The organism is Streptomyces sp. NPDC102514 (assembly GCF_055584525.1).
This window is the reverse complement of the sequence record NZ_JBVJLW010000001.1, coordinates 754176-768205: the sequence shown is the minus strand read 5'-3', so window position 1 is coordinate 768205 and position 14030 is coordinate 754176. Positions and strand designations below refer to the sequence as shown.

Sequence of the window (14030 nt, the reverse complement as noted above, 5' to 3'; positions counted from 1 at the left end):
ACGGGTGCGCGCGGGCGTGGGGAGGCGCCCGGGCGCGCCGGGCCGCGCGGCGGCGGCTCTTCGGCGCGGGAGGGGTACGGCGGGGCCGACACGGCCTCAGGAGTCAGGCGTCTGGCGTCTGGCGTCAGGCCTCAGGCGTCAGGTGGTGCCGACGCGGCGGGCCGTACGACCGGAGATCTGTACGCGGTCGACGCTTCCGTCGACGGGATCTCGGTGGAAGCGTCCGCCGGGTTCCCGCAGACCGGTGGCCGGGTCGACCAGGTCGCAGCTCAGGTCCGGGTAGCAGATCAGCGGCAGCGACAGGTCACCGTCGATGGACAGGGCGGGCAGACCGTCGACGCCGAGGCCGATCCGGTACTCGCTCGACCCGTTGCGGTAGATCCCCGCACACTGCGGGAAGGCGATGGGGCCGCCCCGGTCCGGGCGCGCGGGAGTGACCGGTACGCGCAGGCCGGTGAGCCGGGTGAGCTGGTCGGCCAGGTCCCGCCACAGGGCGGTGGCGCCGCCGGAGTTGCCGGTGAAGGCGACCACGACGCCGCTGCGGGGCTCCGCGCGCAGATGGCAGGAGGTGCCCTGGGCATTGCCGTCGTGACCGCACCACCAGCGGTCGTCCTGCTGGTAGAGGGCCGTGCCCAGTCCCCAGGCGTCTGCCAGGGGGTCGGCTTCGGTGCCCTCCTCGGGGCGCCGCATGAGCGCGGCGGTGGCGGAGGGGACGACGGCGGACCGGCCTGCCAGAGTCCTGCCGAGGATCAGCAGATCGAGGGCGCTCGCCAGCAGGGCGCCGGCCGGGGCCTCGACGGGTGCCAGGCTCTGCCGGACCGGCCGCACGGCTCCCGTCACCGTGTTCAGGCCGTGTCCGCTCGCGACGGTCCGGCCGGGGAGGCTGTCACCGAGGAAGGCGGGCGTGATGCCCAGCGGCTCAAGCACCAGCACGCGTACGGCTTCTTGCCAGGTCATGCCCGTCACGGTTTCGATCAGCCGCCCGGCCGCCACGTAACCGGCGTTGGAGTAGGAGAAGTCCGTGCCGGGGGCGAACAGCGCGTCCTCCGCGGTGCAGACCGCCGAGAGGTAGCGGGAGGCCGTCATGGCTGCCGCGGTGTCCGAGTCGGGACCGGTGGGGAGACCGGCCGTGTGGGAGAGCAGGTGACGCACGGTCACCTTGGGTAAGTCCTGGAACTCCGGCAGGACATCGGCGACGGACTCGTCGAGATCGAGATCCTCATCGTCGATCAGGAGCATGACAGTAGCGGCCGTGTAGGTCTTGGTGACACTGCCGAGCGGCACGGCCGTGTCGGCGGTGAACGGGGTGCCCCGGACGGCGTCGGCCGTGCCGGTGTGCACACTGACGATCTCCGTCCCGGTGTCCACGGCCAGTTGCGCGCCGGGCACACGGTGGGTCCGCGCGAGGCTGTCGAGACGGTGCTGCAGTGTTCGGCGTAAGAGGGACGATCGGGGGGCGACTGGAGCGGTGGTGGGGTAAGGCATGTGAAGGGGACTCCCACTGATGCTTGGTGTGAATGTGACGCCAGAGGCCGATGGGGATGAGCGGAACGGCCCCCGCGTCGGTGCGGGTGATGCGCTCTTGCGTGCTAGGTCCTGTCGTCAAATTCCCGACGTCCGCCCGGAGGGCGGGCCGGGCGGCGTCTGGTGCGTGCTCTCGGTGTGCCGGGCGGAAGCCCTCGTACTGGACGTACTTGGACTTTCGCCCGGTGCAGCGAGTGGGGGTCCCCCCGGCCGGAGGCTGGGGGAGCGTGCCAGGCGTCGCCCGGCAGGCGGGAATTTGACGACAGGGCCTAGCTCCTGGCGACTTCGACCGGCAGGTGGCGTACGCCGACGATGACGCCCGGGTTCTGGAAGGTGACTTCTCCGTAGGTGGGGACACGCAGATCGGAGAAACGTTCAAGCAGCATCCGGAGCGCGATACGCGCCTCCAGCCGGGCCAGCGGTGCGCCGAAACAGAAATGGATGCCGTGACCGAAGGTCAGATGGGGATTCGGACTGCGGGTCGGCTCGAAGACGTCCGGCGACTCGAAGCGGGAGGGATCACGGTTGGCGGCGCCCAGATGGGCCACCACCATCGCGCCCGCGGGAAGGTCGTGCTCGCCGATCTGCACGGGGCGGGTGACGAGTCGGCCGAGTTCGGCGAAGGGAGGCAGCCAGCGCAGTACCTCCTCGATGGCGTCCGGGAGCCGTCCGGGGTCGGCCCGCAGCGCCGGGAGCGTGCCGGGGTGCCGGTCGAACGTGACGACCGCGTTGCCCAGCAGCGCCGTGGTGGTGACGTGCCCGGCGACGAGCAGCAGGGCGACGAATCCGACGATCTCCTGGTCCTCCAGCCCGACCCCGTCCACCTCGGCGGCCACCAGTTTGCTGGTGAGATCGTTTCCCGGATTCGCTCGGCAGCGGCGGATATGGTCCAGGACGTAACCGTTCATCTCCCGCACGGTCGGGGCGATGGCTTTGAGAGCACGGGCCAGGTCGTCCATGGTGGGCGCTTCGCCGAGTTCGTCGCCGCCGAAGAGGGTGGCCGCCCATTCCTGGAATAGCCTGTGGTCGGCCGCCGGTATGCCGAGCAGTTCGGCGATGACGATGATGGGCAGCGGGTAGGCGAGCGTGTCGACCAGATCGAACCGGTCGCGGTCGGCGACGTCGTCCAGCAACCGGCCGCACACACCCTCGATGCGTGGCTGCAATCCGCTCACCACGCGGGGGGTGAATGCCTGACTCACGAGAGTTCGTAGTTTTCGGTGCTCCGGCGGATCCATACCGACGAAATTGCCCTGCCGGAAGACCTCGAAGTCCTCCTGCGTGGGCGCGATGGACGAGAAGTCGGAGGAAAACGTCGCCGGGTCCGCCAGAACCGCGGACACCGACTCGTGGTCCACCACCTGCCAGGCACTCTGCTGTTCGTCGTAATGCACCGGTCTCAGTGCGCGTAAGGACTGCCATCGATCGCTCAGCGTGTCGAAGGGTAAGTGCTCCTGTTGCGATGTGTTGCCGGTCACCTGTTCTCCTTCGTGCGGTACGCGGGGACTGCGAAACCACAAGCGGGATGGTTGACTTCGAGCCCGAGGCCGGCGGGGGATTCCGGTCGCGACCTGGTGCGATCCCGACCGACGGCGGCCCTGGGGAGGGGTGGCCGGGCAGCCCGGCCCATGCCCCCGACCACCGGACTCGGACACCGGCGTCGCTCGTGCCGGCCCGTACAGCCGTGTGCCTCGCAGCATCGGCTTCAGTAGCACGCGTCAATACGCGTCAAACATATGCGGCGCGGACCGAATCGGCTCCACGCCCACCGCTGAACAATCGGTGGCACTCGTCGTGCGCGAATCGCTGACATGACACATCTCCAGTGAGTGAACGTACCGCGCAGCGGCCGCGCGGCGACTTCCCCTTGCCTTTACCCCACGTATGCCGGGCCTTTGGGTGAGGCCACGCGTTCTGTCCACACACGTGAGACTGTGCATGGCCGCCGGGCGGAGCGGACATAACCGGGGCGAATATCATCGACCCCGTCGAACCCGGCGACAGTCTTCATGGTGGGTCAACCGAGAGCAACCCCCCGAACTCGGGTGGAGGGCATATCGGCAAGCCATTGCGCATTGTCTGCGAGCAGCCCGAACCAAACGTTTCGGTGATGGTCCGTCATACTTCACCGCCACCACGCGTGCCCCGGAGGCCGAGGGCTAAACAGCCGATTGCGCAGAACCTGGAACTCCCCTTGAGCACTCACCGGCCGCAACTCCTCTCACCTGCACAGAGATTGCCCACGGCCGCATCACGAGCACGGCAATAAAAAAGCGGAACATTTCATTCGAAGACGGCCCGGACGCTTGATTCGTTCGGCGCCGGACCGGGTGACCGAACACCCCGTACCGTCGGTCACCCCGCCGGTCCGGCGCCAACTTCGGCCGAATCCCGCCCGGAGCGCGCGGGGCGCACTGTGCTGGCGCGTACGCGGGTCACTCGCTCAGGCGAGCTGTTCGTTGTCGTTGACGGGGCGGCGCGAGGCGCGTCGGCGGTCGACGACCTGCCGCCAGGTGTCTCCGTAGACGAGGCCGATCATGTCCTCGCCCGCCATCACGTCGTGGGGGAAGCCCAGTTCCGGAGCACTGATCTCGTCGAGCCGGCTCAGCGCGTCGCCGTCGAGGACGACGTCGGCGGCGGCGAGGTTGGCCGTCAGCTGTTCTTCACTGGTCGCCCCGAGCAGCGGGACGACGGTGCCCGGTCGTGAGCGGAGCCAGGCGAACGCGACCTGCGCGGGGGTCCAGCCGCCCGCGTCGGCGCAGGCGACGACCTCGCGGACGATGTGGTCGCCCCGCTCGCCGCTGAAGTCCCATCCCCCGCGGGTGAGTCGGCCTTCGGAGCCGCCCAGGTACTTGCCGGTGAGGCGTCCCTCGGCCAGTGGGCCCCACGCCACGACGGCCAGGTCGTGCGCCTGGGCCATCGGCGTCAGCTCGGACTCGACCGAACGGGCCAGCAGGTTGTAGCGCAACTGCACGCCGACGAAGGGCGACCAGCCGCGCAGCTCGGCGAGGGTGTTCGCCTGGGCGATCTCCCACGCGGACCAGTCCGAGACACCGACGTGCAGGACCTTGCCGGCGCGGACCTGGTCGTCCAGGGCGCGCATCAGCTCGGGCAGCGGGGTGAGGGTGTCGCGGGCGTGCACCCAGAGCACGTCGACGTGGTCGGTGTCCAGACGCCGCAGGCTCGCTTCCAGGGAGGTGACCAGGTTCTTGCGGTGGTTGCCTGCCGTGTTCAGATCGCCGGGGACGGTCTGGGCCGTGTACTTGGTGCTCAGCACGAACCGGTCGCGCCGCCCCTTGAGCGCACGGCCGACGATCGTCTCGGAGGAGCCGCCCGTATACACGTTCGCGGTGTCGATGAAGTTGCCGCCCGCGTCGGCGTAGAGGTCCAGCAGCCTCGCGCTGGTCTCCGGCGCGGCACCCCAGCCCCAGTCCTCGCCGAAGGTCATGGTGCCGAGCGCGAACTCGGAGACGCGAATGCCGGAACGGCCCAGAAGTGTGTAGCGCATGAAATTTCCTCGGTTCGACAAGACGCATGTCCATCACTGCGGAACGGACCGGCCGCCCCGCACCACCAAGGTCCTGCACCCCGCCCACGCCAACCAGGCCGCGCTCATCCTGGGTGCGCGCCACCCACCCGTGGACACCTTCAGATGTACCTGAAACCCGCCCGTCCGCCGGTGCCCGGCTTCAGATCGCTACCGGGTGAGCGTCTCGAAGCCGGCGTCTCCGCAGTACTCGACGAGGCGCTGCTCCGCCTCGGAGTCACTGTTGCTCATCGCTGCCACCGTCGCCTCCGCCAGGGTGCGGCCCTGCCCGAGGCTCTCCTCCTTGAGCGGTCGCATAGCGAGAAAGGCGTCCCGGGCGACGGTCCCGACCTCATCGTCTCCCGACGGGTCCGCCGAGTCCGAGGCGTCCGTGCGCGCCGCGTTCCGCGCCGACTGCCACGCGCCCAACTGCGTGCAGTAGTTCTCCCGCTGCGCGGTCAGCCGCTTCTCGTCCTCGCCGTCGGACGAGGAACATCCCGCCATGAGCGCCATCAGCGCCGCCAGGACAGGGACCGTGACGGCTGCCCTGTGCGCCCGCACCACGATGCCTCCGACTGAACCTGCGTCCGCTCGCCCCTGTCACCAGCAACTTCCGCAGCAGGATAGCCGGTTGGCCTGGCCTGTAGGTGGCCCCGCATGTGCCGACCGTCGTCACCCGGGCCCGTCGGCGGGCCCGGGTGATCAGGAGGGCTCGTGTGCGAGCAGTCAGGACCGCCGCCCGTTCAGACGGCCGCCCGTTTGATGAAGTCGGCCACCGCGTCCGGCCGGGAGAGGTAGACGGAGTGGCTGGCCGCTATCTCCACGGTGGTCGCGCCGGTCCGCTCGGCCATGGCACGCTGGGCGGGCGGGGGGATCATCCGGTCCTCGCCGGCGACCAGGTACCAGCTGGGTTTGGTCTGCCAGGCGGCCTGGGAGACCGCGCCGTTGAGGGCGTCCACTCCCCAGGGGACCTGCGAGTCGGCCATGAACCGGGCCTGCTCCCGCGGCAGGTCTCCCGCGAACGCGTCGGGAAACTTCTCACGGTCCAGGAGGAGGAAGCCGTCCTGGGGCGGAAGGATCGGCGGGACGGACGCGCCGGGCGGCGGGTCGGCGATCAGCGTACCGACCGACTCTCCCTTGTCCGGCGCGAAGGCGGCGATGTAGACGAGCGCCGCGACCTTCTCGTCCTGCCCGGCCTCGGTGATGACCGCGCCGCCGTAGGAGTGGCCCACCAGGACGACCGGCCCGTCCTGCGCCGCGATCACCCGCCGGGTGACGGTCGCGTCGTCGTCCAGCGACAGCGTCGGGTTCTGCACCACGCTCACGTGGTGGCCGTCGCCGACCAGCCGGTCGTACACCGCCTGCCAGCCGGAGCCGTCCACGAACCCGCCGTGGACGAGAACGATGGTGCGGGGTGCCGACCGCCGACCGGGACAGCCGCCAACCGACATCCGACATCCGAGGCTCGGATCGGGACCTCGCATTCGCCGCCATCGGTGCCGCGCCACCGAATAGCCGTTCCCGCGTCAATCACCCGGCCGATCACCCGTCTGTTGCAGTCGTATGGCATGTGGCCCGTCGGCCTTCAATGTTCGAATTTGCTGCCGTTATCTTTCCGACGTCGGTCCCCATCGAAAGCGAGCACCATCATGTCCGTGACGGATGAGTACCTGAGCAACAACGCCGCCCAGGCGGTTTCCTTCGGAGGAGCGCTCCCCCTGCCGCCGTCCCGTCACCTGGCGGTGGTGGCCTGCATGGACGCGCGCCTGAACATCTACGAAATTCTCGGTCTCACCAATGGCGAGGCCCATGTGATCCGTAACGCCGGAGGCGCCGTGACCGATGACGCCATCCGGTCCCTGACGATCAGCCAGCGCCTTCTGGGGACGCGCGAGATCATCCTCATCCACCACACCGACTGCGGCATGCTGACGTTCACCGACGACGAATTCAAGCAGCAGATCGAAAAGGAAACAGAAATTCGACCGGCCTGGGCGGCGGAAGCCTTCTCCGATCTGGAGGACGATGTGCGGCAGTCGATCCGCCGCATCACGGTGAACCCCTTCGTGCCCTACACCGACGCCGTACGGGGATTCGTCTTCGACGTCGCCACCGGCCGGCTCCACGAGGTCCCCGCCCACCCGGGCGAAGCCGCCTGAGGAGTCCTCTGCACAGGCCGCGGGCTGCGGGCTGGCGGCCGCGGGCCGAGGTCACCACACCCCTGTACGAATTACGGGGTGTCCGCCTCGGCCAGCCGGTGCTGCAGCTCGATGTGCCGGAACTGGTAGACCGCTCCGACCCGGCGCAGCACACCGCGCTGCTCGTGCGCGTCGGCGAGGAACGCCAGCAGATCCAGGGGCAGACGGACCTGGACCGCCAGATACAGGCGGGCGACCGCGTACCGGCTCCAGGCCGCCTGCCGCATCCCGATCGCCAGTCCCGCCAGCAGGGCCGGGACCAGCCCGACCGCGTACACCCACAGTCGCCCGTCGCTGGGGTTCGCGCCCCATACGCCCGTCGAGCCCCACAGCGCGGCGCACCAGCCCTGGGTGCCGATCACCACGACGCCGACGACCACCGCCGTCGCCACGCAGGTGCTCAGCATGCGGCGGTCGTTGGCCAGCAGGGTCCGTCCGTCGACCGCGGCACCGAGTTCGACGGGCACGGTACGCAGTGCGTGCATGAGCAGACAGGCCACCGCGAAGACCGCGCTGACCTGTCCGGCGCCCCAGGCCGCCGCGACCGGATCGGCGGGTGCGATGTACACCCGGTCCGCCCCGTCCGACAGCACGTCCGCGAACAGGCCCTCCAGCAGGACTCCGCCGCCCAGCAGCAGTCCGCCGAGCAGTCCCCGGCACACACTCCCGGCACTCCAGTGCCAGCGCACCCGGGCCGCCGGAGGAGCGGCCTCCGTACGCGGTGCGTCCCCGACCACGGCTGCTGCGAGGAGCCCGTACAGGAGGGCGCTGACGGTGCCGCAGCCGTTGCCGAACGCCAGCCCGTAACAGATCGCGGCTCCGATCCCGGTCGCCAGGGCGCGCCGGTTCCACGCGGAGGGGCGGCGGACCGCGAGCCGGTGGCCGAAGGCGAACCCGGAGATGATCACGCCGACGAGCGCCAGCGCACCGCCGTCGGCCAGCCGGCGCAGCACGAGTTCGGCGGTCAGGTCCGGAGCGGCTGCCGCCGCGCACAGCAGGGTGACCGTGGCGCCCGCGACCAGGCCGCCCGCCAGTCCGCCGCACATTCCCGCCGCCACGACGCCGAGCCCGCCCCGTTCCTCCCAGTGCGGTGTGGCGGGCAGTTGCGGGGCGAAGTGGTGGATCAGTTCCATCATCGAGCCCTCGACCAGCCAGCCGAGCGTGCCCAGCAGAACGCCGGCGAGTACCCGCGGCAGCACGGTCGGGATCGCGTGATGCAGCCGCCACCAGGCCAGTTCGGCCGCGCCGTCGCGCCCCTGCTCCATGCGCCGGGCCAGGAAGCCGAGCGTGTCGCGTGCCTGGTCCGCGGTCCATCGGCACGGGCGGCGCGGATGCGGCCGGTAGGCGGCGGGGACGAACGCGTCAAGGAGGTGATGCTCGACAGCGGTCCGCGTGGGGCGCCGCAACAGCTCCGCCGGGTCCGGCAGTTGTCCGTCCTCCTCGTCGGGGCGCGGGTTGTACACGGACCGGGCCAGGGACACCATCAGCGGGCTGGTGAGCGCCTGGGCCACCGGCACGTCGGTGCCGAGGGCGGCCACCACCGGTGCCCAGCGCTCCGCCGCGGGAGTACCGGCGCCGCCCGCGTCGTGCAGGAGGTAGGCCGCGACGCTCCGCCCGTCGAGCGGGTCGAGTCGGATGCCGGCCAGCCCGGCCGGCCGTGCCGGAACGCCGGTACGCGGCCGTAGCGCGGCCAGGTATTCCCGCGGGCGGCTGGACAGCACCAGACCGCAGCCGTACGGCAGTGCCGCGGCGATGCGGTGCAGCGCCAACGCGCCGGCCACGGAGGGGAGTTCGTCGAAGCCGTCCAGTACCGGCAGGACGAGCCGCCGCTCCAGGAGCATCCCGGCCAGGGTGCTGTCCCCGTAGGCGCCGGGCGCCGCCTCGGCCAGGTCCGCGTGGTCCTGGACGAGTCTGCGCTCCATCCACACGCGCAGTTCCTCGGCGGCCGGGTCCCAGGAGGCGAGCGGAAAGAGCACGGGAACCGGCTCGCCCGGGGCGCGCCGCCCGGTCAGGGCGAGGAGGAGCCGGACGAGCAGGATCGTCTTGCCCGACCCGGGGCCACCGAGCACGAGCAGCCGCCGGTGGGGAAGGTGTTCGGCGAAGAGTGCGCCGAGTTCCCCGTCGCGTCCGGCGAGCCGTCCGGACTCCTCGGTGGTCGCGAACTCCGGGTCCGCGCCGCGCCAGGAAACAGGGAGTGGATACGGCTCCGACAGCCGCCGCATCCGTGCCTCGTTCTCCCACTGTCGGGTGACGGCGACGGCGAGTCGGTCGGCGACGGCGCCGGGGTCGTCCACCACGGCTTCGGCGCGGTCCGCCCGGTAGGCGCACCAGGCGAGGTAGGCACCGGCGGCGGTCGGCAGCAGGGCCGCGACCACGGTGGCGGGGTCGTCGAGGCGCGGGGCGATGACGAGCGTCCCGAGGACGCCGCCGACGAACAGGACCAGGTACACGATCCCGGCCCGCCGTACGCGCGACCTGGGGACAACTCCGCTCACCCGACGAAGACTTGCGCAGCACGACCCCGTACAGGTGCGGTTCCGTACTTCTTCCATCCGAGCGGGTGAACCGGGTCGTCGCAGGGCGGGTGCATAGGATCGGCCGCATGACTCTGCGACCTGTTCTGGTGAACATCAAGGCCGTTGACGACTCGGCGGTCGGCCGGTTCTGGGCGGAGGCGCTCGGCTGGCGCGTCAAGAGCGCGGGATCCGGTGCGACCGCCGCTCAGCCCGTCGGCTTCGACTGGCTGGACCCGGGCAGCGGTGTCTGCATCGACGTCATCGCCGTCCCGGAACCCAAGTCGACGACGAAGAACCGTGTGCACCTCGATCTCGCCACCACCTCCGAGGCCCATCGGGCGGAGCTGGTGGCGCGTCTCAGGGCTCTCGGTGCGACGCCCGCCGACGTGGGCCAGGGCGACGACGTGCCGTGGACGGTCCTCGCCGACCCGGAGGGCAACGAGTTCTGTGTGCTGGAGCCTCGGGAGATCTACCGGGACACCGGGCCGATCGCCGCGGTGGTCGTCGACTGCGCGGATCCGCGGGCCATGGCCCGGTTCTGGGGCGAGGCGATGGACTGGACCCTGCACACGGTGACCGACGACCAGGCGGTGTGGCGCTCCCCCGCAGGTGTCGGTCCGTATCTTGAGTTCCTGCGCTCGCCCGACGTGAAGTCGGTGCCGGACCGCGTCCATCTCGACCTCGTGCCGGGCCCCGGCGACGACAAGGCGGCGGAGGTGGCGCGGCTGCGGGCCCTCGGCGCCACCGACCTCGACGTCGGCCAGGGAGACGTCCCGTGGACGTGCCTGACCGACCCGGAGGGCCATGAATTCTGCGTGCTCTCACGCACGTGAAGCGTCAAGCGGTCGGCTGTTCCAGCGCCGTACGCCACAGCCCCGTGACCTGAGTCCGCAGCCGTTCCGTGTCGACGCGTTCGGGGTCGACCAGCCGTTGCATGCCGATCCCCCGGAGCTGCGCGATGATCGCGGTGGCGGTCTCGTCCGGTGCCACGTCGGGGCGGATCGCGCCGTCGGCGATCCCGGCGGCGAGGTCCTCGTACAGGTCCGCATGGAACGCCTCGTTCCGCTCGCGGAAGAGCGGAGTCAGTTCCGTCGCCGTCGCGGCCTCGGTCCAGAGTTTGAGGAAGACCCTGTTCAGCGCGCCCATGCACCCGAGGCCGCCGATGTATCCGTCGATCAGTCGCAGGAGCCGGTCCAGACCGGGTGGCAGGCCGTCCAGTCCTGGTACGAATCCGGCCTGGGCCGAGCGTGCCAGGCGTTCGACGAGTGCCTGCTTCGACCCGAAGTAATGGGTCACGAGGCCGCGGCTGTACCCGGCGCGCTCCCCCACGCCCGCCAGCGTCAGCGCGCGTACACCCTGTTCGTCGACCAGTTCGGCGGCGGCCGTGAGCAGAGCGGTTTCGGCTTCTTCACGGCGCTGCTTCTGGGTGCGGCGGGCGGCGGTCATGAGACGGACCCTACAAGAAACTTGTCAGACGACCAACAAGTACATAAGAATGCGCTGTCGGCGGCGCTTGCCGCGAAGGCAGGCCGAAGACCGGAACGGGAGGCGTCGGATGATGCGAACTCCTCGTCGTGCGCCGCGATCGGACGCCCTGGAGAATCGCGCCCGCATCATCGAGGCCGCGCAGTCCGCCTTCGCCGGGGACCCCTCGGCGAGCCTCCAGGCGATCGCGAGAGCGGCCTGCGTCGGCCAGGGAACGATGTACCGGCACTTCCCCGACCGCGAGGCCCTGCTGCTGGCCGTCTACCGCGACGAGCTCGAAGCGCTGATCGCCGCCGCTCCGCTCCTGCTGCACGAGTACGGGCCGCTGGAAGCCCTGCGCCGCTGGTTCGAACGCCTCGCCGCCGACGGTCGTGCCACCGGCGGGGCGTCCCTGGCCGTGGAGGCCGCCACGCGTGCCGGCCGGCATCACCCTCCGGTCGTCGCCGCCCTGGACCTGCTGCTCCGTGCGGGCAAAGAGGCGGGGCAGGTACGACCGGACGCCGAGGCGGAGGAAGTCCTCTCGCTGGGATCCTGCCTCTGGAGGACGGACGGCGGGACCCCGTGTCCGGAACGCAGTACAAGGATGCTCACCGTCATCATCGACGGCCTGCGCACCGGCGCACGCCGATGAACGTGCGCGGCTCGCTCTACGGTGTGGCGCGGTCCGAGGCGGGCCAGACGTAGGGCAGGTCGTCGGGAACGTCCGGGAACAGCGGGGTGTAGAACTCGGGCGCCTTGCGCACCAGCGCCGACCGGTGGCTGCGGTGGAAGTCGGGGTCTCCCAGCCAGGGCGGCAGTTCCCCCTCGTCGGCCAGGTCCTCCTGGACACGGACGGCGGCCCCCGGGCGGGCCAGGCCGAAGTCGGTGACGAGCGTGTTGGCACAGGTGTCGGCACGTCCTTCCGCCACCCACCGGGCACACACGTCCAGGCCGTACCGGACCAGGGCCTCCTCGTAGCCGATCCACATACGTACCGCAGGATGGTGCCGCCATCCGTAGCCGGGCACGGTCAGACCGCGCAGCACCTGAACGGCCTCGACGCGCTGCTTGCCCAGCCGCGCCTGGTCCAGGACGGCGGCGGACCGCGCGAAGCCGGAATACGGGAGAAAGGTCTGCACGCACCATGCCTACCGCGGCGGGCCCTTTCCCAATACCGGCCCCGCACGCCCACCGGCCCCGTACGCCTACTGGCCCCGCACGCGTACCGGCCCCGTACGCACCCTGCCCGGTACGGCCGATTCAGGCGCAGCCGCTCAGCTGGGTGGACATACATGTCAGCGCGTCCCGCATCCGTCCGCGTGGTGCGGCTGGAAGATCGGTTGTGGAACGTGCGTACGCGGGTACGCGGAGTCGGGGTGCCGACGACGGCCACGTCGGCGGATTCCACGCGACACGCCGGACGTCATAAGCCGGACGTCGTCAGCCGGACGTCGTCAGCCGTACACCGGACGTCGCACGCCGCCGGTTCCACGTCGCATGTCGAGCAAGGAGAGTGCCCATGGCCGCTACTCGCGGAGAACCGGATGTCCTGGTGGTCGGCGGAGGGCTCGCCGGGCTGGCCTGCGCCCGTGACCTGGTGGATGTCGGTCTCGACGTCAAGGTCCTGGAGGCGTCCGACGAGGTCGGCGGGCGCATGCGCTCGGACCGTCACGAGGGCTTCGTCGTCGATCGCGGCTTCCAGGTCTTCAACACCGCCTACCCGCAGGTCCGCCGCCGGCTGCCGCTGCGCGAACTGCGGCTGAGGCCCTTCACCCCCGGCGTCCTCGTCCACACCGAGGACGGACCGCTGCGCTTCAGCGACCCGACGCGCAGGCCGCGCACGCCCCAGATGCCTTCCGTGACACGCGGTCTGCGCGACCTGCGTCCCGGGCGTCTGGCGGGCACCCGCGACCTCATCGCGCTGGGCACCCTGTCGGCCCGGGACATGCTCGCGCCCGTACGGCTCCTGAAGCGTGAGCGCGGCGACGACCGCACCACGCGGACCGCGCTGGCGGCGGCGGGGTTCTCCGAGGAGTTCGTCGAGCGCTTCTTCCGGCCCTTCCTCTCCGGCGTCTTCCTGGAGGACGAGCTGGAGACCTCGGAACGCGTCTTCCACCTCGTCTGGCGCACCATGCTGCGCGGCACGCTGTGTCTGCCGGGCGAGGGCATCGGAGCGGTCCCGCGCGCGCTCGCCGCCGCGCTCCCCCGGGCGACCGTACGGCTCGGCACCCCGGTCACCCGGCTCACGGACGACGGGGTCGAACTGGCCACGGGCACCGAACTCCCGGCCCGCGCCGTGGTGGTGGCCACCGGCCCCGGCCCGGCCGCCGCTCTGCTGCCGGACCTCGACGTGCCCGCGTACCGCGTGGTGACGACGTACTACCACGCCGCGACCCGTTCCCCGCTCCCCGAGCCCACCCTTGTCACCGACACCCGCAGACGCTTCCTGAACTCCTGTGTCCTCAGCGAGGTCGTCCCTTCCTACGCGCCCGCGGGCATGTCCCTGATCGCGACCTCGGTGCTCGGCGAGGACACGGAGGGCCGTGAGCGGGAGGTCCGGACGGCACTGGCCGACGCGTACGGCGCCGACACCGGTGGCTGGGACCTGCTGACCGTCCGTACCGTCCCCGACGCGCTGCCCGTCATGGCTCCCCCGCAGCCCCTCAGCCGGACCGCCCGCATCGCGCCCGGCCGGTACGTGTGCGGCGACCACCGGGCCACCGGATCGGTACAGGGCGCGCTGGCGTCGGGCGCCCGGGCGGCCCGTGAGGTGGCCCGGGACCTCGGCCGCTAGCCGCGGCG

At 71.0% G+C, this 14030-nt stretch carries 13 protein-coding genes; 5 read left to right on the top strand and 8 right to left on the bottom strand.

Features of this window, described 5'->3' with window-relative positions:
- Positions 1–138 precede the first annotated feature (138 nt).
- From ACZ60E_RS03490 to ACZ60E_RS03480, 3 genes are all read right to left on the bottom strand, one after another.
- A complete protein-coding gene (locus ACZ60E_RS03490) occupies positions 139–1485 on the bottom strand; it encodes a serine hydrolase domain-containing protein (RefSeq protein WP_469437606.1) in 1347 nt (448 codons plus the stop codon).
- A 308-nt stretch (positions 1486–1793) separates the two neighbouring features.
- Positions 1794–3002, bottom strand: a complete 1209-nt coding sequence (locus ACZ60E_RS03485) for a cytochrome P450 (protein WP_469437604.1) — start codon at positions 3000–3002, stop codon at positions 1794–1796.
- A gap of 965 nt (positions 3003–3967) precedes the next feature.
- Positions 3968–5032: an aldo/keto reductase gene (locus ACZ60E_RS03480; RefSeq protein WP_469437601.1), complete on the bottom strand. Its 1065-nt coding sequence runs from the start codon at positions 5030–5032 to the stop codon at positions 3968–3970.
- On the opposite strand from ACZ60E_RS03480, the gene ACZ60E_RS03475 reads away from it, so the two are divergent.
- Positions 5031–5186, top strand: a complete 156-nt coding sequence (locus ACZ60E_RS03475; protein ID WP_469437598.1) for a hypothetical protein — start codon at positions 5031–5033, stop codon at positions 5184–5186. The genes ACZ60E_RS03480 and ACZ60E_RS03475 overlap by 2 nt on opposite strands.
- 35 nt (positions 5187–5221) lie before the next feature.
- On the opposite strand, the gene ACZ60E_RS03470 is transcribed toward ACZ60E_RS03475, so the two are convergent.
- Complete coding sequence (locus ACZ60E_RS03470; protein WP_469437596.1) at positions 5222–5614, bottom strand: hypothetical protein; 393 nt, start codon at positions 5612–5614, stop codon at positions 5222–5224.
- A 179-nt stretch (positions 5615–5793) separates the two neighbouring features.
- On the bottom strand, positions 5794–6501 hold the full coding sequence (locus tag ACZ60E_RS03465) for an alpha/beta fold hydrolase (RefSeq protein ID WP_469437594.1): 708 nt from the start codon (positions 6499–6501) through the stop codon (positions 5794–5796).
- 198 nt (positions 6502–6699) lie between these two features.
- On the opposite strand from ACZ60E_RS03465, the gene ACZ60E_RS03460 reads away from it, so the two are divergent.
- Positions 6700–7209 (top strand): beta-class carbonic anhydrase, encoded by a 510-nt coding sequence (locus ACZ60E_RS03460; protein ID WP_384797467.1) that lies wholly within the window; start codon positions 6700–6702, stop codon positions 7207–7209.
- 71 nt (positions 7210–7280) lie between these two features.
- Here the strand turns inward: ACZ60E_RS03460 and ACZ60E_RS03455 are convergent, their stop codons facing one another.
- Positions 7281–9743, bottom strand: a complete 2463-nt coding sequence (locus tag ACZ60E_RS03455) for an NACHT domain-containing protein (RefSeq protein WP_469437591.1) — start codon at positions 9741–9743, stop codon at positions 7281–7283.
- Between the two features lie 107 nt (positions 9744–9850).
- Between ACZ60E_RS03455 and ACZ60E_RS03450 the strand changes: the two genes are divergently transcribed.
- The gene (locus ACZ60E_RS03450; RefSeq protein WP_469437589.1) at positions 9851–10597 is read left to right on the top strand and encodes a VOC family protein; all 747 of its coding nucleotides are present in this window, start codon (positions 9851–9853) and stop codon (positions 10595–10597) included.
- Positions 10598–10601: 4 nt separating this feature from the next.
- On the opposite strand, the gene ACZ60E_RS03445 is transcribed toward ACZ60E_RS03450, so the two are convergent.
- The gene (locus ACZ60E_RS03445; protein ID WP_469437587.1) at positions 10602–11210 is read right to left on the bottom strand and encodes a TetR/AcrR family transcriptional regulator; all 609 of its coding nucleotides are present in this window, start codon (positions 11208–11210) and stop codon (positions 10602–10604) included.
- A gap of 109 nt (positions 11211–11319) precedes the next feature.
- Between ACZ60E_RS03445 and ACZ60E_RS03440 the strand changes: the two genes are divergently transcribed.
- Positions 11320–11880, top strand: coding sequence for a TetR/AcrR family transcriptional regulator (locus ACZ60E_RS03440; protein WP_469437586.1), 561 nt, complete (start codon positions 11320–11322; stop codon positions 11878–11880).
- A gap of 16 nt (positions 11881–11896) precedes the next feature.
- On the opposite strand, the gene ACZ60E_RS03435 is transcribed toward ACZ60E_RS03440, so the two are convergent.
- Complete coding sequence (locus ACZ60E_RS03435; RefSeq protein ID WP_469437583.1) at positions 11897–12367, bottom strand: MSMEG_6728 family protein; 471 nt, start codon at positions 12365–12367, stop codon at positions 11897–11899.
- A 380-nt stretch (positions 12368–12747) separates the two neighbouring features.
- Here ACZ60E_RS03435 and ACZ60E_RS03430 point away from each other — a divergent pair, with 380 nt between their 5' ends.
- On the top strand, positions 12748–14022 hold the full coding sequence (locus ACZ60E_RS03430; RefSeq protein ID WP_469437581.1) for an NAD(P)/FAD-dependent oxidoreductase: 1275 nt from the start codon (positions 12748–12750) through the stop codon (positions 14020–14022).
- Positions 14023–14030 lie beyond the last annotated feature (8 nt).